This is a genomic window from Albidovulum litorale, assembly GCF_025751495.1.
GTDB lineage: Bacteria > Pseudomonadota > Alphaproteobacteria > Rhodobacterales > Rhodobacteraceae > Albidovulum > Albidovulum litorale.
This window is the reverse complement of sequence record NZ_JAOWKZ010000004.1, coordinates 403,842-422,562: the sequence shown is the minus strand read 5'-3', so window position 1 is coordinate 422,562 and position 18,721 is coordinate 403,842. Positions and strand designations below refer to the sequence as shown.

Below are 18,721 nucleotides of genomic sequence, written 5' to 3'. Positions count from 1 at the left end.
GAGGCCGACCTTATGAGTGCGCCCGACGAAACGCCAGAGCCCGCCGGAACCGTCGCCGATGCGGTGCGCGGCAACTGGGTCGATCGCTGGGCGCCCGAGCCCACGCGCCCCTATCTGCGGCTTTCGCGTGCCGACCGGCCGATCGGGACATGGCTACTGTTGATCCCCTGCCTCTGGGGCGTGGCGCTGGCCGCCGCGATGGACGGCTGGCGGCAATGGGATATCTGGATCATCCTCGGCTGCGCTTTGGGCGCCTGGCTGATGCGCGGGGCGGGCTGCACATGGAACGACATCACCGACCGCGATTTCGACGCGGCCGTGGCGCGCACCCGGTCGCGGCCAATCCCCTCCGGGCAGGTCTCGGTGAAACAGGCGCTGATATGGATGGTCGCCCAGATGGGCGCCGCCGCGCTGATCCTGTTCTCCTACAACTGGCTGACAGTGCTTCTGGGCATCTCTTCGCTCGGCCTCGTCGCGATCTACCCCTATGCCAAGCGCTTTACCTGGTGGCCGCAGGTCTTTCTTGGCCTCGCTTTCAACTGGGGCGCCATCCTCGCCTTCGCCGCCCATTCCGGCACCGTCGCCCTTCCTGCCGTGCTGCTCTACGCCGCTGGCATCGCGTGGACCCTCTTCTACGACACGATCTACGCCCATCAGGACAAGGAAGATGACGTGCTGATCGGCGTCAAATCCACCGCCCGCCTCTTCGGCGCGGCAACGGGCAAATGGCTCGGCCTCTTCCTGATCCTGACCGTCACGCTGATGAGCGCGGCGATTCTCACCGCGCTCCTTCCCACGGCTGGCCCCGTCAAACTCGGCCTTGCCCTGATCGCCCCATGGGCCATGGGCTGGCACCTTCTGTGGCAGATGCGGCAGCTCGACATCGACGATCCGGAGGGCTGCCTTAAGCTCTTCCGCCGAAACCGCGATACCGGCCTCATCGCTGCGCTGTTTCTTGCCATCGGCGGCCTCGTCTAGATTGATCCCCGCGCCGCGCGGGCTTAAGGAAGGGCGTCCTCGTACCGGGAACTTCCGCCGCCCATGCGCTTGCAACTGCCCAAGACCTTCTCCCTGCCTTCGCAGCTGCCCGTGCGCGCAATCGGCCCCGCAGCCTTTGCGCTGGCCGGGCTGCTCAGCATCGCCGCCGCATCCTGGACGGCAGGCATTGTCGAACGCCGCTCGGCTGAAGGCGTGGAACAGGCACTGGCGACCGCCGGGCACAACTGGACCGAAGTCGCAACCGACGGGCTTCAGGTCACCCTCTCGGGCATCGCGCCAACGGAAGCCGCGCGGTTCCGCGCACTTTCCGTCGCGGGCACGATCGTCGATGCCGACCGTCTCGTCGATGCGATGGAAGTGGCCGCCGCCGACGCCCTCAAGGCACCCGACTTCACCATCGAGATCCTGCGGAACGGTGATGGCATCTCGCTCATCGGTCTGGTGCCGCAGGGGCCGGGACATGAAGAGATTGTCGAGAGCCTCACCGAACTGGTCGGCGAAGGCGCTGTCACCGACATGCTCGAATCGGCCGACCACCCGATCCCGTCGGGATGGCAGGCCGCCGTCAGCTTCGGGATCGACGCGCTAGAGGACCTGCCCCGGTCGAAGATTTCGATTTCAGCGACCGAGGTCGCGGTCACAGCGATCAGCGACAGCGCCGCCGAAAAGGCACGGCTTGAAAGCGACCTCAGGCGCAAGGCGCCGCGCGGGCTGCGGCTCGCCCTCGATATCTCGGCCCCCCGGCCGGTGATCACGCCCTTCACGCTCCGCTTCCTGATCGACGGGGACGGCGCCCGCTTCGACGCCTGTTCCGCCGACAGCGACCGGGCCCGCGAACGTATCCTCGCCGCCGCAACGGATGCCGGGGCCACGGGCAAAATCGCCTGCACGATCGGGCTTGGCGTGCCGACACCGGCCTGGGCCGAGGCGGTGACGATGGGGCTTGCCGCGATGAAAGAGATCGGCGCCGGTTCGATCACCTATTCCGATGCCGACATCTCGCTCATCGCCGCCGAAACCGTCGATCCGGCGGTATTCGACAAGGTGGTGGGCGAACTGGAATCGAACCTGCCCGAGGTTTTCTCGCTTCACGCCGTTCTGACGCCAAAGGCGGAGACACCGGAAGGGACCGAAGGTCCGAAAGAATTCGTCGCAAAACTCGATGCCGAGGGTCGGCTGGAAATGCGCGGCCGGCTCGGCGACGATCTTTCACGCGAGGCGGTGGAAAGCTTCGCGCGGGCAAGGTTCGGCACCGCCTCGGTCCATGCCGCAACCCGGCTCGATCCAGAAATGCCCGTCGGCTGGCCGCTACGTGTTCTTACCGCGATCGAAGCCCTTGGCGAGCTGGAAAGCGGCGAGGTCACGGTGCAGCCCGGTATCATCCGTCTGAGCGGGGTTACCGGATCGACCACGGCCAGCGACGCCATCGCAAGGATTTTGTCCGACAAGCTCGGCGAGACCCAGCAATACGACCTCGACATCCGCTATGACGAGAAACTCGACCCCCTGTTGGGCCTTCCGACGGCAGAGGAATGCGTTGCCGACATCAACGGGTTCCTGGCCGCGCACAAGATCAATTTCGAACCGGGTTCCGCCCAGATCACGCGCGACGCGGCGGATACGCTCGACAAGATCGCCGAACGGATGAAGGACTGCGCCGATTTCGAGATGGAGATCGGCGGCCATACCGACAGCCAGGGCCGCGAAGAAATGAACCTCGACCTCAGCCAGAAACGGGCCGAGGCGGTGATCGCCGCGCTGATGTCGCGCCGGGTCCTGACCGGCAACCTGACGGCAGTCGGCTATGGTGAAACCCTGCCGATCGCCGACAACGACACCGAAGCGGGACGCGAGGCGAACCGACGGATCGAGGTACGCCTGCTTGGGTCGGAGGCGACGGGCGACCTCGCAACCGTCGAAGACGGCACCGCGGATGCAGAACCATCCGAAATCGCCGTACAGACCCCCGGGCCGGATACCGTGCGGCCAAAGCCGCGCCCGTCGGAATAGGTGTGGCTGGATATGACCGGACATAACTCAGAGGGAAATGGGCAGGTATGAACAGAACCGAATTCATCTTCGCCACCGCGATCATCCTCTTTGTCGCCTTCGCGCTCGGCTGGTTCGCCTGCTGGCTTTTGCACCGTCTGACCCGCGTGACGCAGGCCGAGATGGGCGATCTGGAAAAGATGGCGCGTGAGCTTCACGACGCCGAAGAAACCCGCGACAAGGCCATCGACTTTCTGGAGACGCGCGAGGCGGAGCTGTCGAACCAGCTGCACCAGAGCCAGGCCGAACTGCGCGCGGCAATGGACGGGTTGCGCGACGCCCGCCACGAGGCCGAGGAACTGCGCGCCTATATTGAACGGATGAATGCGGGTTGACGGGCGGGTGATGACCGGCTCGGCCACTGCTTTGCAAACCGCCCGCAGCTTAACCGACCGATCAGAATCTCAATTGACCAGACCACCCGCTTTTTGCAGCTGATGATTTGCCGCAATCAGCTTTGACAGCATGTTGGTGTGAAAACACGCCTGCACAGATTGACTGATCTCTTCGTTTGAAGCCACCAGTCTTCGCAATTCGTCATCGGCAATTGCCCAATAATGGGTCCGGCGCTTGGTGATCGCCGTTCCTGTTGCCGGCTCCCCCGACAGCACGGTCAGTTCGCCGATGAAATCACCATTTCCACATCGGCCGACGACGTTGCTGTTCACAATAATCTCCACCTCGCCATCGGCGATGTACACAAGGCGCCTGGCCGGCTCGCCGGCCCTTGTTAATTCGGCTCCTTCGTCCGCTTCCACCCAAGAACCTTGATTAAGTATCTTTCGCTTCAGAGAATTACTCAAACCCGGAAACGCCTTGTGAACAAAGGCGGATTCAATGCTGTTAAACTTCTCGAGCCTGTTCTGGGCATAAGTCACAGACAACTGGACGATATTCACCAACACCAAGAGACTTTCCCAAAACACACCAACCGGGTCTTTCAGCCACACGAGGTCGTAAGCAATGGCGACAAATGCTGACGCGATAACCAGCACGCGAAGGATCCACATGACCCGCATCAGCATGGATGTCACAAGCAAGAGGTACGACAGATGGCCAACCAGACCACCGGCGGAAAAGGCTGACTCTAACGTAAGCTCCAATTAAGACACCTTCATCCGTAGAACGACTGGCAGGATGCGTGCACTGCCCCCTGTCGCGGAAAACAAGAACGCGAAGGAAACGGAGGGTCAGAGCATAAAGTCACCACTCCAACAGACAGTAGCAGACGTCGGTGGTTCGCCAAGATCAAAGATTAACCGGCCAGTGGCGATCAGCTGATGGTTGTGTGCTCTGTCCGGCCCCAGCTCCGAAGAAGTTGGAACACAGGGCTGACACGACCAATGCCTCGCTTAAAGGCTCTCAAACGACGTCTCACTCGATCGACTGAGACGAACGGCATGCCGCGCCCGCGCGATTGCTGAACCAAAGATGCCGACATCGGGCTCAAGGCCGATCACTAAAGCTTTGGCGAAGACGGGTGAGCGCCTTACCGGGCGGTCACTCATAGACCCGCTGGTCGTCGATGACCTTGCCGTCATTGGGCAGGCTGCCCGGCGGCACGACCTCCACCCGCCCCTTCATCTTCAGGACCGAAGCGACAGAGCCTTCATAGCGCGCAGGCTCCCCGCCCGGCGCTTCGATGCGCACGGTCATCACGTCCATCTCGCCTTCTCGGGTGGCGATCACCCTTGCGCGGGCAACCTCGGCATGGCGGGCGACAAGGTCGGCGACCTGTTCGGGGCGTACGAACATGCCCTTGATCTTGGTCGTCTGGTCGGCGCGGCCCATCCAGCCCTTGATGCGCATGTTCGTGCGCCCGCAGGGGGACGGACCCGACATGACCGCCGAAAGGTCCCCGGTCGCGAAGCGGATCAGCGGGTAGTCGGGGTTCAGTGTCGTCACCACGACCTCACCCACCTCGCCTTCGGGAACCGGGTCGCCGGTGCCGGGGCGGACGATTTCGACGATGACGCCTTCATCGACGATCATCCCCTCCATCGCAGGGCTTTCATAGGCGATATTGCCAAGATCGGCGGTGGCGTAACATTGCAGGCAGGCAATTCCCCGGTCGGCATATTCTGCACGAAGCGACGGGAAGAGCGCCCCGCCCCCGACGGCGGCCTTGGTGATCTTCAGCGCCTCACCCATCTCTTCGGCCCGGTCGAGGATGACCTTCAGGTAGTCCGGCGTTCCGGCATAGGCCGTTGTGCCGATATCCGCAGCGGCACGGACCTGAAGGTCGGTCTGGCCGGTCCCGGCCGGCAGGACTTTCGCGCCAACGGCACGGGCGCCATTTTCAAAGATCATGCCGGCAGGCGTCAGATGATAGCCGAAGCAGTTCTGGACAATATCCTGCGACCCGATCCCGCAGGCATGCAGGAAGCGCCCCATCCGCCACCAGTCATGGCTGACGCCGCCCGGCTCATAGATCGGCCCGGGCGACTGGAAGATATGGGCGATGTTCGACGTCAGGATGCCGCCGAAGGGCGGGTTGTCCTTCTGCCATGCGACGAGGTCGGACTTGCGAAGCACCGGCAGCCCGGCGAGATCGGTGAGATCGGCCAACGCCTTACCGTCGATCCGGCAGGCGCCCGCCGCCGCCGCCACGCGCGCAAGCTGCCCGTTCAGCGCCTGAAGCTGCGCACCGGTGCGCTCATCGGCAGAGCGGGTTTCAAGGGCGTCGAAAAAATTCATCGTCTGATCCCTCATCACGCCAGCCACCGCTTGCGGCGGCGATAGGAGCGGACATCGCGGAACGACTTGCGGCCTTCGTCGGACATGCCGAGGTAGAATTCCTTCACGTCCGGGTTTTCCCGCAGTTCCTTCGCGGGGCCATCCATCACCACGCGGCCGCTTTCAAGGATGTAGCCGTAATGGGCGTAGCGAAGCGCCACGTTGGTGTTCTGCTCGGCCAGAAGGAAGGTCACGCCCTCCTTCTCGTTCACCGCCTTCACGATCTCGAAGATCTGCTCGACAAGCTGTGGCGCAAGACCCATCGAGGGCTCATCGAGAAGGATCGTCTCGGGCTTCGACATCAACGCGCGACCGATGGCGCACATCTGCTGCTCGCCGCCCGAGGTATAGCCTGCCTGTGACCGGCGGCGTTCCTTGAGGCGCGGAAAATAGGTGTAGACCATGTCGAGATCGACCGCGACCTGCCCCTTGTCGGTGCGCGTATAGGCACCGGTCAGAAGGTTCTCCTCCACCGTGAGGTGTTCGAAACAGTGCCGCCCCTCCATCACCTGGATGACGCCCTTCTTCACCAGCGCCGAGGGGTCGAGGCTTTGAACCTTCTCGCCGCGATAGAGGATGGAGCCCTTGGTCACTTCGCCGCGTTCGGAATGGAGAAGGTTGGAAATGGCCTTCAAAGTCGTGGTCTTGCCCGCGCCATTGCCACCCAGAAGCGCGGTGATGCCGCCCTTCGGGACATTGAGGCTCACGCCCTTCAGGACGAGGATCACGTGATTGTAGATCACCTCGATATTGTTGACCTCAAGCAGCGTCTCGGTCTTACCGGCGTCGAGCATCGGGTATCCCCCGGGCTAGAATTGATCCAAACGACCCCGGCCCTGAACGGGCCGGGGAAGACATGCATTGGCGCTTAGTTGCAGCGCTCGGCGATGTTGTTTTCCGCAGCGAAGGCGGCGGAGTCTTCCATCACCAGAGGCGTCAGCACCTCATCATCCGGCGCGATGAAACCGGTGATCAGGTTCCATTTCTTGGCCGTGGCATCCCATTGCTGGATCATCGCGGCACCCGGGCCGCCATGGTCCTCGCAAGAAACCGCGAAGGGCTGGCCGAAATTCGGCAGGCCAAGCTCGGCCATCCGTGCCTCGGTAACCTCCAGCGCCTCGAAGCCGTCACGCATCTGGGCGGCATTGATCGCCGAGGTGCCCGCCAGTTCCTGCGCCTTGCGCGCGGCCTCGGCAATCATCGCGGCAGCATACATGCCGCGCGAATAGAGCACCGAGCCCACCTGATCGCCCGCGCCTGACGACTTGCCGGCGTCGTAGACATACTGCTTCAGGTCGGCATAGACCGGATAGTCCATTCCCGTGCCGTGCATGGCGAGCGACTTATAGCCATTGGCGCCGTCACCGGCGGGCAACACGTCGTTTTCCGACCCCGACCACCAGACGCCGATGAAGTTCTCCATCGGGAAGCGGATATTGGCGGCCTCCTGGATCGCCACGGCGTTCATCACGCCCCAGCCCCACATCAGCACGTAATCCGGCTTGTCGCGGCGGATCTGCAACCATTGCGACTTCTGCTCTTGGCCGGGGCTGTCGACCGGGACCTCGATGAACTCATAGCCGTGCTTGGCCGCCAGTGCCGTCAGCGTCGGAATCGGCTCTTTTCCATAGGCGGAGTTGTGGTAGACCAGCGCGATCTTCTTGCCCGAAAGATCGCCGCCGTTCTCGTCCAGAAGGTACTTGATAACCACAGACGCGCCGTCCCAGTAGTTGGCCGGGAAGTTGAAGACGTTGGAGAAGATCTTGCCGTTCGCAGCAGAGGTGCGGCCATAGCCCGGCGTGTAAAGCGGGATGCCGTCAGCCGTGACCTTCGGGATCAGCTGATAGGTAATGCCGGTCGACAAGGGGTTGTAGACGAGCGAGCCGTTGCCCTTGGTCGCTTCGTAGCACTCGACGCCTTTTTCGGTGTTATAGGCGGTTTCGCATTCCGTCACGACGACCTTCTCGCCGCCGATTCCGCCGTCACGCTCATTCAGGAGTGTGAAATAGTCATTGAACCCGTCGGCATAGGGGATGCCGCCGGCAGCGAACGGCCCCGTCCGGTAGCTCAGGTTCGGAATCTGCAGCTCTGCCGAGGCCGGGGCCGCCGTGGCCGCGATCGCCAGCGCCACGAGGGTTGCGAAGGTCTTTTTCATCTGGGTCTCCTCCCAAGGTTTAAGCGTTGCAATAGTGCCGGTTCGCGCCGGTCTTATCGTTGGGCGGCCCCCCTAGTGCGGGAAGGGCCAAAGCCGGAGTTTCTCTTTTGCCAGCCGCCAGAGCTGGTTCAGGCCATGCGGCTCCACGATCAGGAAGCCCATGATCAGGCCGCCGACGATGATCAGCTCGACATGCGCGGCAAGGTCGGTGGCCCAGCCCAGCTGGCCGACGAGTATGTTCTTCAGAAGGACGGGCATGAGCACCATGAAGGCGGCGCCCGCAAAGGACCCGAAGATCGAGCCGAGGCCGCCGATGATGATCATGAAGAGGATCAGGAACGACTTCTGGATGCCGAACGCCTCTCCCACTTCCGCCGCGCCGAGATAGACCGAGAAGAACAAGGCCCCCGCGACGCCGATATAGAAGGACGAGATGGCAAAGGCCGAAAGCTTCGTCGTCAGCGGGTTCACCCCGATGATCTCCGCCGCGATATCCATGTCGCGGATCGCCATCCACTTGCGGCCCACGGTCCCCCGCGTCAGGTTCCGCGCCAGCCAGGCGAGCGCGAAGAGGATGACAAGGCAGAAGAGGTACTTGGCCGAGGCGGTTGTCGCCGCGCCGGTCACCGCATGTCCAAGCACGGTGCGTTCGGGCGCCGAGATCTGGCCCGAAGCCGAGTAGTTGTAGAACCACGGCACCTTGTTGAAGAGCCAGACAAGGAAGAACTGCGCGGCAAGCGTGGCGACGGCAAGGTAAAAACCCTTGATCCGCAAGGACGGCAGACCGAAGAGAACGCCCACCCCCGCCGTGATGCCGCCGGCGAGCAGCACATGGATCAGGATCGAGACCTCGGGGAAGGCCGTCATCAGCTTGTAGCAGGCATAGGCGCCCACGGCCATGAACCCCCCGGTCCCGAGCGAGACCTGCCCGCAATAGCCCGTCAGGATATTCAGCCCGATCGCCGCAATGGCATAGATCAGGAACGGCACAAAGACCGCATTGGCCCAGTAATCATTGATAAGGAACGGAATGACCCCGAAAGCCACCGCAAGGACAGCGTAATAGCGCCAGCGGTCGAACTTGATCGGAAAGGTCTGGCTGTCGTCCACATAGGACGTCTTGAAGTCGCCTGCCTCGCGGTAGAACATCAGCTTCTTCCTTTCAGGGCTACCGGGACCGTCGCGCAGCCCGCGTCAAACTCTCGCCGAATTCTTGGCTTAGGCAGTTCGCGGACTTCGGAGGACGCCATGACCAACCAAGATCCCGAACGCCGCCGCTGGTGGTTCCGTGAATTCCTCACCAGTTTGCTGGGTGAGCTTCTCGTCATCCTGCTTCCGTTCCTGATCGCCGGTGCCATCGTCGTGTTTTTCGTGGCCCAGCAATTCGGCATCTCATATCGCGATGCGCTGGGGCTCTCCGCCTGCCTGCTTCTGCTTGTCTTCGGGGTCGCCGGAGGGCTGTCCGAGGATTGCGGCTTCATCGGGCCGGGGCTTGGCATCTTCCTTACCGTGGCGGCCTTGGCCATCGCCGGCATGGTGCTGTTTCTCTCGGTCTCGATCGTCTTCGCACTGCCGATCATCCTGATCGCCCTGCCCATTATGTGGGTGATGTCCTTCTTCAACGGCTGATAGCCGCAGGCGTTCACAACCATCATCCGAACTCCTTGGCATCGCCCGGGAAGTCGTCGCCCTGCGGGCGCACCAGACAGAAGCGGTGCCCGGTCGGCGCCTCCATCACGATCCATGTCCTGATCCGCGCAACCTCTTTCGCGCCCAGCGCCTTCAGCCGTTCGCATTCCGCATCCACGTCATCGGTCTCGAAATCCAGATGCACGCGCGGCTCGTGATCAACCGCCTGCAACAGCACGCGTGGATAGCCCTTGTGCCCGTCGAACGCCGCGTACTTGCCGCGCTCGTCGATCTCGCCCTTCATGCCGAGCATGCCGGACCAGAATCCGACTGCCTCGGTCAGGTCATCAGTCTTGCAGTCGATGCAAAGAACGCCGATGCGGGATTTGTGGCTCATGCCGCCCCCCCGTTCTCGCGGTGATGCTCGCGCGGGACCTGATTGGCGCGCTTGGCATAGCCCGTGGCCTCGGAATGACGCACCAGCCAAAGCCAGGCGACGATACCCACGGCCGCGCCGATGGCGGCAAGGATCATTGCCACGACGGTACTCCCGCCCTCTCCGCTCGATAGCGCAAGGTAGCCGAAGGCCCAGAAACCAGCCCAGGCAATGACGTTCAGGATGGCGATCAGTTTGGCCATGTCTCAAACCCTCTCGATGATCTTTTCACCGAAGAGACCTTGCGGCCTGAAGACGAGGAAGAGCAGCGCCAGCACATAGGCGAACCAGTTTTCCGTGGCCCCGCCGATCAGCGGACCGATCCAGAATTCGAACAGCTTCTCGCCCATGCCGATAATCAGCCCGCCGACGATGGCACCGGGGATCGAGGTGAAGCCGCCGAGCATGAGAACCGGCAGCGCTTTCAGCGCGATCAGCGACAGCGAGAACTGCACGCCAGACTTGGCCCCCCACATAATGCCCGCGACCAGCGCCACGATCCCGGCGATGGACCAGACCATGACCCAGATGAAGCGGAGCGAGATCCCGACCGACAAAGCCGCCTGATGGTCATCCGCCACCGCCCGCAGCGCGCGGCCATATTTGGTGTATTGGGAAAAGAGCGTCAGCGAGAGGACCAGCAAAGCCGCCACCACCGTCGCCACGATATCAAGATTGTCGATGAAGAACCCGTAGCCGAAGGCGTTGAAGGTCACGTTGTCGATGGTCTCGTTAATTCCCTGCGGCAGGCCGACATCGAGTTTCTTGATGTCGGACCCCCACATCAGGTCGCCCATGCCTTCAAGGAAATAGGCCAGGCCGATCGTGGCCATGAACAGGATGATCGGTTCCTGATTGACGAGGTGTTTCAGCACATAGCGCTCGATGATCACGGCCAGCCCGATCATCACGAGGCCGGTGAGCAGGATCGCCACGATGGCGGGCAGATGCCAGCCGAAATGGTGAATGTTGGTGCCGAAGATCGCGTTGATGAGATGCGAGAACGGCACCTGACCGGTCTGGAACCCCACCAGCGTCAGGGCCGCGAAAAGTGCGAGCACACCCTGCGCATAGTTGAAGATGCCCGAGGCCTTGAAGATGAGGACGAAGCCCAGCGCGACGAGCGAATACATCACCCCCGCCATGAGGCCGTTCAGCGCCGCCTCGGTCGCGTAGAGAAGCTGGTCAGACATGGCGGGCCTCCGGATTGGTGTCGGCACGGGTGCCATACGTTTTGCAGACGCTTTGCAGACGCTTTGCCTCAGTCATGGCTGACCCCCAGATAAGCGTCGATGACGGCCTGATTGGAGCGCACCTCATCAGGCGTGCCGTCGCCGATCTTCTTGCCGTAATCCATCACCACGACCCGGTCAGAGAGGTCCATGACGACACCCATATCGTGCTCGATCAGCGCGATTGTGGTGCCGAATTCGTCGTTCACGTCGAGGATGAAGCGGGACATGTCCTCCTTCTCCTCGACGTTCATCCCGGCCATGGGTTCGTCCAAGAGCAGCAGCCGCGGCTCGGCAGCAAGCGCGCGGGCCAGTTCGACCCGCTTTTTGAGGCCATAGGGAAGGCGGCCGACCGGCGTCTTGCGGATGTCCTGAATTTCGAGGAAGTCGATGATTTTCTCGACTTTTTCGCGGTGTTCGGTCTCCTCACGCTGGGCCTTGCCCCACCATATCGCCTGAGACAGCAGGCCCGATTTCATCATTGTCAGCCGCCCGGTCATGATGTTGTCGAGCACCGACATCCCGTCGAACAGCGCGATGTTCTGGAAGGTGCGGGCGATGCCAAGACGGGCGACCTGATAGGGCTTCATCGGCCCGCGCTTGTAGCCCTTGAACCAGACCTCGCCCTCCTGCGGGACATAGAAACCCGAGATGACGTTGAGCATCGACGACTTGCCCGCCCCGTTCGGCCCGATGATCGCCCGGATCTCGCCCTCGCGGATATCAAACGAGATATCGGTGATCGCCGCCACCCCGCCGAAGCGGAGCGTGATGTTCTTCATCTCCATCAGCACGCCGCCGATCTTGCGGCCGTCGGCGGTGGTGTAACCTTCTGGATTCATTTGGTTCATTCCGCCGCCATCCTTTCCTGCCCGGCCACGATCTTGGCGTCGCGGATGGTCAGAGTGGCCTTGATCGCGCCCTTGCGGCCGTCCTCGTAGGTCACTTCGGTCTCGGTATAGATGCTGTCCTTGCCGCCATAGAGCGCGTCGATCAGGTCGGCGAATTTCTCCTCGATGACCTTGCGGCGCACCTTGCGGGTACGGGTCATCTCGCCGTCATCGGCATCCAGTTCCTTGTGCAGGATCAGGAAGCGGTGGATCTGGCAGCCCGCCAGCATCGGGTCGGCGGCGACGGACTTGTTCACCTCCTCGACATGGCCCGCGACGGTCTCCAGAACCTGCGGGTGCTGGCTTAGTTCCTGATAGCTGGCATAGGCGATGTTGTTGCGCTCGGCCCAGTTGCCGACCGCCGTCAGGTCGATATTGATGAAGGCGGTGCAGCGGTCGCGGCCCGCGCCGAAGACCACGGCCTCCAGGATATTCGGGTAGAATTTCAGTTTGTTCTCAACATATTTCGGCGCGAAGAGGCTGCCATCGGCCATCTTGCCGACATCCTTGGCACGGTCGATGATCCTCAGATGCCCGCTGCCTTCCTCGAAGAAGCCGGCATCGCCGGTGGCGACCCAACCCTCGGCGTCCTTGGTCGAGGCGGTGCTTTCGGGGTTGTTGTAATATTCCACGAAGGTGCCGGGCGAGCGGTAATAGACCTCGCCATTCTCGCCGATCTTCACCTCCACCCCGGGCGAGGGCACGCCGACCGTATCGGACCGGACCTCGCCATCGGGCTGCTGGGTGATGAACACGCTGGCCTCGGTCTGGCCGTAGAGCTGCTTCAGATTGATGCCGAGCGAGCGATAGAAATCGAAGATCTCCGGCCCGATTGCCTCCCCGGCAGTATAGGCCACGCGCAACCGGCCAAGCCCCAGCGAATCCTTCAACGGACCATAGACAAAGACCCCACCCAGCCAGTAGGCGAGCCGGTCACCGAATCCGACCTCCTTGCCGTCCAGCAACGCAGGGCCGACGCGGCGGGCAACGGCCATGTAATGGCGATAGAGCCATTGCTTGAAGCGGCCCGCATCCTCCATCCGGATCGTCACATCGGTCAGCAGACCTTCGAACACGCGGGGCGGCGCGAAGTAATAGCTCGGCCCGATCTCGCGCAGGCAGGTGCGGACAGTGCTGTCGCTTTCGGGACAGTTGACGGTGAAGCCGGTCCAGTAGGCCTGCCCGACCGAAAAGATGAAATCTCCGACCCAGGCCATCGGCAGATAGGCCAGCACATCGTCCGTATGGCGCAGGTGGTCGAATTCCGAGGAATTCTTTGCCGTCTCGATTATGTTGCGGTTGGACAGGACCACGCCCTTGGGCTTGCCCGTCGTGCCCGAGGTGTAGAGCATCACGCAGGTGCTGTCATAGGTCAGCTCGGCGATGCGTTTGTCGAGTTCGGCCCCAAGGCGCTGTTCCGCCGCGCGCCCCTCGGCCGCGATATCGGCCAGCGCGTTCATGTGGGAATGGTCGTATTTCCGCATGCCACGCTTATCGAGATAGGCGATGTGGTGCAGCCTCAAGTCCTTGCCCTCAAGGCCCTCCTGCACCTCCAGTACCTTGTCGACCTGCTCCTGATCGCCACAGACGACAAAGCGCGCGCCGCAATGATCCAGCACATAGGCCATCTCTTCGGCGACCGCGTCTTGATACAAGGGCACCGGCACCGCGCCGCACATTTCGGCGGCGACCATCGACCAGTAAAGCGCGGGACGGTTGCGGCCGATGATCGCGACATGGTCGCCACGCTCCAGCCCGAGCGCGAGGAAACCGAGCGCCATCGCCCTGATCTCGGCCTGCGCCTCGGCCCAGGTCCAGCTTTGCCAGATGCCGAATTCCTTTTCGCGGAAGGCGGGCAGCGCCCCCCATTTTACCGCGTTCCGGGCCAGCAGGGCCGGGATCGACTGCAATTCGGCCGGTCTGTCGTTCGCCACCTTGTCCTCCCCTGCGCCGGCGTTGCGGCATGTCATCGCCTTTAAGGCGAGTGTTCCTCACCATGGCGGTTCCGGCAAGAGGCTCGTCGGCAAAGGTTTCGGGACTTTTTCTTAATCCTTACGAATTGTAACAGCGCCCGTTTGCCCCTTTCCGGCCCCGCCCCAAGGGTGCTAGCGATAGGCGGAAAGGAGCCTTGGTCGATGGAAAGAACCGACAGCCGCGCCAAGATGACGCAGGCCGGGCTGAACCTCATTCAGCAAGCGCTGTCGATCTATGACCGGGACCTGCGGCTCGCCGTCTGCAACCGCCGCTTTCAGGAGATGTTCGACCTGCCCGAGGCGCTGGTGACGCCCGGCGCGCCCTTCGAGGCGACGATTCGCTTTCTGGTGGAGCGCGGCGAATATGGCGAGGTGGACGACCCGGAAGAGGCGGTGCAGGTCCGCGTCGAACAGGCCCGCGCCTTTCAGCCCCATTACATGGAGCGGACGCGGGCGAACGGGCGGACCATTTCCGTTGAGGGCTCGCCCTTGCAGCAGGGCGGTTGGGTCACGGTCTATACCGACATTACCGACATCAAGGCGCAGGAGGCCCTGCTGCGGGGCCGGTCCGAAGAGTTGTCGGAGGAGGTTCTGGCCCATGCCGAACGTCTGGCCCAGACCAACCGCCAGCTTGCCGCGACCAATGCCGCGCTGGAAGAGGCCAAGCGCGAACTGACCGAGATGGAGGCGCGCACAAGGCTCGTGACCGAGATGATGCCCGCCCATATCGCCCATGTGGGGCCGGACCTGATCTATACCTATTCCAACCGGCGCCTATCGTCGGTCATGCCTGGCAGCCTGTCGGACATCGTCGGCCGCCCGGTGGCGGAGGCCTTGGGGCCCGAGACCTTTGCCCGGATCGAACCGGGCTTGCTGAAGGCGTTGGCGGGTGAGGGAAGTGTTTTCGAGTTCACCCACGACACCTCGGGCCGCCGCATCCGGCTGGCCCTGACCCCGGATCGGGGCGGGGAAGGTGTGGCGCAGGGCGTCTATGTCCTGTCGATGGATGTGACCGAAGAGGCGCAGGCGCGGGCCGCGCTCAGCCAGAGCGCCAAGCGGGAACTGGCGGCGCAGCTGACCTCGGGTCTAGCGCATGATTTTGCCAATCTCCTGACCATCATCCTCGGCCTTCAGGGCCGGATGGGGCGGGTGGAGGACCTGCCGGACGAGGCAGCCGATCTGGCCCGTGCAACTCTGGCCGCTGCACGGCGGGGCGGAACGCTTCTCGACCGCATCGCCGCAATCTCCGGCCCCCGAGAAATCCGACCCGCGCCCACGGATATTCCCACGCTGCTGGAGGAGTTGCGGGTGATGGCGGGCCCGTCCCTGCACGAAGGCGTCGGGCTCGACCTGCTGACAGGCGATCTGAAACGACCGATCCTGCTCGATGCCGGATCGCTGCTGGACGCACTTCTGAATCTCATCCTCAACGCCCGCGACGCGCTGGCGCCGGGATCGGGACGGATCACCCTAACCGCCCGGCCGGTGCGCGACACCTGGCTGGAAATCAGCGTTGCCGACACCGGCCCCGGTTTTTCCGAAAAGGCGCTGGAGCACGGGCTCGACCCGTTCTTCACCACCAAGGGCGGCGAAGGCTCGGGCCTCGGCCTCTCCATGGTCTATGACCATATCAAACTGATGGGCGGCACGGTGAAACTCGCCAATCGCCCCGAAGGCGGGGCGAAGGTGACTTTGCGACTGCCGCTCCGCGCCGCCGATGCCGTGCCTGCCCAGCCGACGCTGGTGCTGCTGGTGGAGGACACCGAAGAGATCCGCACCGATGTACGCGAGATGCTGCGCGGCCTCGGCCATAATGTGATCGAAGCGGCGAGCGCCGAAGAGGCGGCGGAACTGGCCGATCTGCCGGGGCTTGGGCTGATCCTGTCGGATATCGGCCTGCCCGGCGAGCGCAGCGGCGTCGACTTTCTGCACGAACTCTCAGAGGCCGGGCACAAGGCACAACTGATGCTCATGACGTCGCTGCCACCGGGCGATCCGGAGCGGGCAAGGGCGGGCGCGATCCCGGTCCTGACCAAACCCTTCACCGGGGCCGAGCTTGCGGCCTTCCTTTCCGCGAAAGAAGCCGCATGACCGATCCCCGCCCCCATGTCGCCATCCTTGATGATGAACCGGAGATTCGCCGGATGCTGGCGGCCGCGTTGGAAGAGGCCGGGTTCCGAACGTCCTGCTACGCAAGGGCAACCGAGTTCGAGGCGGCGCTGAAGCGGCTCACCCCCGATGTCTGCCTCGTCGATCTCGGCCTTCCCGACCGCGACGGGCTTGCGCTGGTCCATCGGCTGGCGCTCGAATCCGGCGCGGCGATCATCATTATCTCGGGGAGGGCGCAGGTGCAGGACCGGGTGACGGGGCTGGAGCTTGGGGCCGACGACTACATCATTAAGCCCTTCGACCCCGCCGAGGTCGTTGCCCGCATCCGCGCCCGGCTGCGCAAGGGCCGCGCCGATCCGGAGCGCGCCGCCACCATCGCCCGTTTCGCCGACTGGACCGCCGATTTCGACCGCTATCTTCTGGTCAACAAAGGCGGTGAAGAGGTACCCTTTTCCCATGCCGAGGGCGAGGTTCTGCGGCTCTTCCTCGACAGCCCGAAACGGCTGATCTCGCGTGCGCAGATGCAGGAAAGCCTCGGCGGGGCGGCGGGTGAAAGTTTCGACCGGGCGATGGATGTCCGCATCTCGCGCCTCAGGACCAAGCTCGGCGAGGACCCGAAGAACCCGCGCCTGATCAAGACGATCTACGGGGCCGGGTATATTTTCCTTGGCGACGTTCGCTGGGGCTGACAAACAGACGCCATGACCGAACTGACCCTCATCCGCCACGGGCAAGCCAATTCCGGCGCCCGGACCGAAGCCGACTATGACCGGCTGTCGCCCCTTGGCCAGCAGCAGGCGGCGTGGCTTGGCGAACATCTGCGCCTGACCGGAGGCTTTGACCGCGTGATCTCGGGCACGCTCCGCCGTCAGCGCGAGACGGCAGAGGCGCTGAACCTCGACGCACGGCCCCATGCGCTAGACGACCGGCTGAACGAACTGGATTACTTCGCGCTGTCGCACGCGCTTCAGGACAGCCACGGCATTCCCTTCCCGACGGGCCCCGAGGACTTCGCCGCCCATGTGCCGCAGGTGCTGCACCTCTGGCGTTCGGGCGATGCCGGGCCGGATCATGAAAGCTACGAGGGGTTCATCGCCCGCGTTTCCGGCGCGGTTGAGGATGCCGCGCAGGGCGGGCCAGGTGCCGTTCTGGTGACTTCGACCGGCGTCATCGCGACACTGGTGGCGCTGGCCTTGGGGCTGGAAGCTGTGATGAAGGCGCGGATGTTCCTGAAGGTGATGAACACCTCCGTCCACCGCTTCGCCGTCCGTGACGGTGTGCTGCACCTCAACCAGTTCGGCGCAACACCGCATCTCGACTATCCGGATCGCCACGCGGCGCGAACGCATTATTAGGGAGAAGAACCATGCGCATTCACTGGTGCGGCACCGGCCTTTCCTCTCGCCCCGGCTTGCGTCGTCTGATCCTCGCAGGCCACCCGGTCACAGTCTGGAACCTGCCGGTGGAAGCGGCGGTGGAAGCCGTGGGCGATATCACCAAAGACATCCGCGCGATGGAACCCGGCGCGCTTGAAGCCGCGCTTCAGCCCGGCGACATCGTCGTTTCCATGCTGCCCGCGACGCTGCATCTGGACCTTGCCCGGACCTGCGTCGACAAGGGCGCGCATTTCGTATCCTCCAGCTACATAACGTCCGAGATGCAGGCGCTGGACGAACCGGCCCGCGAGGCAGGCGTGGCAATCGTCAACGAAGTCGGCCTCGATCCCGGCATCGACCACCTGATGGCGCATGATCTGGTCACCGCCTACCGCGCGTCTGCGCACTATGACCGCGACAACGTCCTCTCCTTCACCTCCTATTGCGGCGGCGTGCCAGCCGTGCCGAACGCCTTCCGCTACAAGTTCTCGTGGTCGCCCATCGGCGTTCTGCGCGCACTGATGACCCCGGCCCGCTCGATCCGTGACTTCACCGAACTCAGCGTCGTCCATCCATGGGATGCGGTGCGCACATACTCGGCGCCACTTCGCCATCCCGAGACCTTCGAAGTCTATCCCAACCGGGATTCGCTGCCCTATCTCGAGGCCTACCGCTTCGAGCGGGGAAGCAGGGTGAAGGAGTTTGTCCGCGGCACGCTTCGCCTGAATGGCTGGACCGAAGCCTGGGCGGATATCTTCGATGAACTGGACGCCGCGCCGTCGAACGACCGGCTCAAGGAATTGTCGGATGAGCTTTGGGAAAAATATCCGCTGGAAGAGGGCGAGGTCGACCGGGTTGTCCTCTGCGTTTCGCTGAAGGTCGAAAAGGCGGGAACGCCGGTCTGGCACAAGACCTGGGTTCTGGATGCGACAGGCGATATCCGCGGCTCGGCCATGGCGCGGCTCGTCTCGGGAACCGTCGCGCTGGCGGTCGAGGCGGTCATGGCGCGGGAAATGCCGGTCGGAGTCCACGGCGCGCCGCACGATCCGCGACTGGTGCAACGCTGGCTGGAGGAAACGCGAAGCGCCGCGCAGGAAATGCGCCGGGTCGATCACGTCTGAAGGATTGAAATCGGGC

18 protein-coding genes are annotated in these 18,721 nt (G+C 63.3%); 8 read left to right on the top strand and 10 right to left on the bottom strand.

The features are described from left to right. Positions 1-12 precede the first annotated feature (12 nt). From ubiA to OEZ71_RS17330, 3 genes are all read left to right on the top strand, one after another. Positions 13-978: a 4-hydroxybenzoate octaprenyltransferase gene (gene ubiA / locus OEZ71_RS17340; protein ID WP_263741309.1), complete on the top strand. Its 966-nt coding sequence runs from the start codon at positions 13-15 to the stop codon at positions 976-978. A gap of 63 nt (positions 979-1,041) precedes the next feature. Continuing rightward, complete coding sequence (locus OEZ71_RS17335) at positions 1,042-3,009, top strand: OmpA family protein (RefSeq protein ID WP_263741308.1); 1,968 nt, start codon at positions 1,042-1,044, stop codon at positions 3,007-3,009. Positions 3,010-3,056: 47 nt separating this feature from the next. Then, positions 3,057-3,383 carry a hypothetical protein gene (locus OEZ71_RS17330; protein WP_263741307.1) on the top strand — a complete coding sequence of 109 codons (327 nt, stop codon included), beginning with the start codon at positions 3,057-3,059 and terminating at the stop codon, positions 3,381-3,383. 69 nt (positions 3,384-3,452) lie between these two features. Here the strand turns inward: OEZ71_RS17330 and OEZ71_RS17325 are convergent, their stop codons facing one another. The 5 genes from OEZ71_RS17325 to OEZ71_RS17305 all read right to left on the bottom strand — a co-directional run bounded on the left by OEZ71_RS17325 (position 3,453) and on the right by OEZ71_RS17305 (position 9,088). Continuing rightward, entirely contained in the window at positions 3,453-4,073 is a 621-nt protein-coding gene (locus OEZ71_RS17325; RefSeq protein ID WP_263741306.1) for a cyclic nucleotide-binding domain-containing protein, read from the bottom strand. A gap of 475 nt (positions 4,074-4,548) precedes the next feature. Beyond that, on the bottom strand, positions 4,549-5,745 hold the full coding sequence (locus OEZ71_RS17320) for a phenylacetate--CoA ligase family protein (RefSeq protein WP_263741305.1): 1,197 nt from the start codon (positions 5,743-5,745) through the stop codon (positions 4,549-4,551). A 14-nt stretch (positions 5,746-5,759) separates the two neighbouring features. Then, positions 5,760-6,578, bottom strand: a complete 819-nt coding sequence (locus OEZ71_RS17315) for an ABC transporter ATP-binding protein (RefSeq protein WP_263741304.1) — start codon at positions 6,576-6,578, stop codon at positions 5,760-5,762. A gap of 74 nt (positions 6,579-6,652) precedes the next feature. Beyond that, a complete protein-coding gene (locus OEZ71_RS17310; RefSeq protein WP_263741303.1) occupies positions 6,653-7,939 on the bottom strand; it encodes an ABC transporter substrate-binding protein in 1,287 nt (428 codons plus the stop codon). Positions 7,940-8,011: 72 nt separating this feature from the next. After that, the gene (locus tag OEZ71_RS17305; RefSeq protein ID WP_263741302.1) at positions 8,012-9,088 is read right to left on the bottom strand and encodes a branched-chain amino acid ABC transporter permease; all 1,077 of its coding nucleotides are present in this window, start codon (positions 9,086-9,088) and stop codon (positions 8,012-8,014) included. A gap of 99 nt (positions 9,089-9,187) precedes the next feature. Between OEZ71_RS17305 and OEZ71_RS17300 the strand changes: the two genes are divergently transcribed. After that, the gene (locus OEZ71_RS17300) at positions 9,188-9,568 is read left to right on the top strand and encodes a hypothetical protein (protein WP_263741301.1); all 381 of its coding nucleotides are present in this window, start codon (positions 9,188-9,190) and stop codon (positions 9,566-9,568) included. 22 nt (positions 9,569-9,590) lie between these two features. Here the strand turns inward: OEZ71_RS17300 and OEZ71_RS17295 are convergent, their stop codons facing one another. The 5 genes from OEZ71_RS17295 to OEZ71_RS17275 all read right to left on the bottom strand — a co-directional run bounded on the left by OEZ71_RS17295 (position 9,591) and on the right by OEZ71_RS17275 (position 14,060). After that, a complete protein-coding gene (locus OEZ71_RS17295) occupies positions 9,591-9,965 on the bottom strand; it encodes a VOC family protein (protein WP_263741300.1) in 375 nt (124 codons plus the stop codon). Next, a complete protein-coding gene (locus OEZ71_RS17290) occupies positions 9,962-10,207 on the bottom strand; it encodes a hypothetical protein (RefSeq protein WP_263741299.1) in 246 nt (81 codons plus the stop codon). The genes OEZ71_RS17295 and OEZ71_RS17290 overlap by 4 nt, the downstream gene beginning before the upstream one ends. A 3-nt stretch (positions 10,208-10,210) precedes the next feature. Further along, positions 10,211-11,197 carry a branched-chain amino acid ABC transporter permease gene (locus tag OEZ71_RS17285; protein ID WP_263741298.1) on the bottom strand — a complete coding sequence of 329 codons (987 nt, stop codon included), beginning with the start codon at positions 11,195-11,197 and terminating at the stop codon, positions 10,211-10,213. A gap of 68 nt (positions 11,198-11,265) precedes the next feature. Further along, positions 11,266-12,087: an ABC transporter ATP-binding protein gene (locus tag OEZ71_RS17280; RefSeq protein WP_263741297.1), complete on the bottom strand. Its 822-nt coding sequence runs from the start codon at positions 12,085-12,087 to the stop codon at positions 11,266-11,268. After that, complete coding sequence (locus OEZ71_RS17275; protein ID WP_263741296.1) at positions 12,084-14,060, bottom strand: AMP-binding protein; 1,977 nt, start codon at positions 14,058-14,060, stop codon at positions 12,084-12,086. Before OEZ71_RS17275 ends, OEZ71_RS17280 begins: the two co-directional genes overlap by 4 nt. A gap of 201 nt (positions 14,061-14,261) precedes the next feature. On the opposite strand from OEZ71_RS17275, the gene OEZ71_RS17270 reads away from it, so the two are divergent. Genes OEZ71_RS17270 through OEZ71_RS17255 form a run of 4 tightly spaced genes read left to right on the top strand, consistent with a single transcriptional unit; the run spans position 14,262 to position 18,705 of the window. Then, the gene (locus OEZ71_RS17270; RefSeq protein WP_263741295.1) at positions 14,262-16,190 is read left to right on the top strand and encodes a hybrid sensor histidine kinase/response regulator; all 1,929 of its coding nucleotides are present in this window, start codon (positions 14,262-14,264) and stop codon (positions 16,188-16,190) included. Beyond that, positions 16,187-16,897, top strand: coding sequence for a response regulator transcription factor (locus tag OEZ71_RS17265; RefSeq protein WP_263741294.1), 711 nt, complete (start codon positions 16,187-16,189; stop codon positions 16,895-16,897). The genes OEZ71_RS17270 and OEZ71_RS17265 overlap by 4 nt, the downstream gene beginning before the upstream one ends. 12 nt (positions 16,898-16,909) lie before the next feature. Further along, a complete protein-coding gene (locus OEZ71_RS17260) occupies positions 16,910-17,563 on the top strand; it encodes a histidine phosphatase family protein (protein ID WP_263741293.1) in 654 nt (217 codons plus the stop codon). Between the two features lie 11 nt (positions 17,564-17,574). Continuing rightward, positions 17,575-18,705: a saccharopine dehydrogenase family protein gene (locus tag OEZ71_RS17255; protein ID WP_263741292.1), complete on the top strand. Its 1,131-nt coding sequence runs from the start codon at positions 17,575-17,577 to the stop codon at positions 18,703-18,705. Positions 18,706-18,721 lie beyond the last annotated feature (16 nt).

What these genes read in the sequence shown, in the direction of transcription:
- ubiA (WP_263741309.1), top strand. Translation starts at nt 13, where the DNA reads ATGAGTGCGCCCGACGAAACGCCAGAGCCCGCCGGAACCGTCGCCGAT.
- OEZ71_RS17335 (WP_263741308.1), top strand. Translation starts at nt 1,042, where the DNA reads ATGCGCTTGCAACTGCCCAAGACCTTCTCCCTGCCTTCGCAGCTGCCC.
- OEZ71_RS17330 (WP_263741307.1), top strand. Translation starts at nt 3,057, where the DNA reads ATGAACAGAACCGAATTCATCTTCGCCACCGCGATCATCCTCTTTGTC.
- OEZ71_RS17325 (WP_263741306.1), bottom strand. Translation starts at nt 4,073, where the DNA reads ATGCTGATGCGGGTCATGTGGATCCTTCGCGTGCTGGTTATCGCGTCA.
- OEZ71_RS17320 (WP_263741305.1), bottom strand. Translation starts at nt 5,745, where the DNA reads ATGAATTTTTTCGACGCCCTTGAAACCCGCTCTGCCGATGAGCGCACC.
- OEZ71_RS17315 (WP_263741304.1), bottom strand. Translation starts at nt 6,578, where the DNA reads ATGCTCGACGCCGGTAAGACCGAGACGCTGCTTGAGGTCAACAATATC.
- OEZ71_RS17310 (WP_263741303.1), bottom strand. Translation starts at nt 7,939, where the DNA reads ATGAAAAAGACCTTCGCAACCCTCGTGGCGCTGGCGATCGCGGCCACG.
- OEZ71_RS17305 (WP_263741302.1), bottom strand. Translation starts at nt 9,088, where the DNA reads ATGTTCTACCGCGAGGCAGGCGACTTCAAGACGTCCTATGTGGACGAC.
- OEZ71_RS17300 (WP_263741301.1), top strand. Translation starts at nt 9,188, where the DNA reads ATGACCAACCAAGATCCCGAACGCCGCCGCTGGTGGTTCCGTGAATTC.
- OEZ71_RS17295 (WP_263741300.1), bottom strand. Translation starts at nt 9,965, where the DNA reads ATGAGCCACAAATCCCGCATCGGCGTTCTTTGCATCGACTGCAAGACT.
- OEZ71_RS17290 (WP_263741299.1), bottom strand. Translation starts at nt 10,207, where the DNA reads ATGGCCAAACTGATCGCCATCCTGAACGTCATTGCCTGGGCTGGTTTC.
- OEZ71_RS17285 (WP_263741298.1), bottom strand. Translation starts at nt 11,197, where the DNA reads ATGTCTGACCAGCTTCTCTACGCGACCGAGGCGGCGCTGAACGGCCTC.
- OEZ71_RS17280 (WP_263741297.1), bottom strand. Translation starts at nt 12,087, where the DNA reads ATGAACCAAATGAATCCAGAAGGTTACACCACCGCCGACGGCCGCAAG.
- OEZ71_RS17270 (WP_263741295.1), top strand. Translation starts at nt 14,262, where the DNA reads ATGGAAAGAACCGACAGCCGCGCCAAGATGACGCAGGCCGGGCTGAAC.
- OEZ71_RS17265 (WP_263741294.1), top strand. Translation starts at nt 16,187, where the DNA reads ATGACCGATCCCCGCCCCCATGTCGCCATCCTTGATGATGAACCGGAG.
- OEZ71_RS17260 (WP_263741293.1), top strand. Translation starts at nt 16,910, where the DNA reads ATGACCGAACTGACCCTCATCCGCCACGGGCAAGCCAATTCCGGCGCC.
- OEZ71_RS17255 (WP_263741292.1), top strand. Translation starts at nt 17,575, where the DNA reads ATGCGCATTCACTGGTGCGGCACCGGCCTTTCCTCTCGCCCCGGCTTG.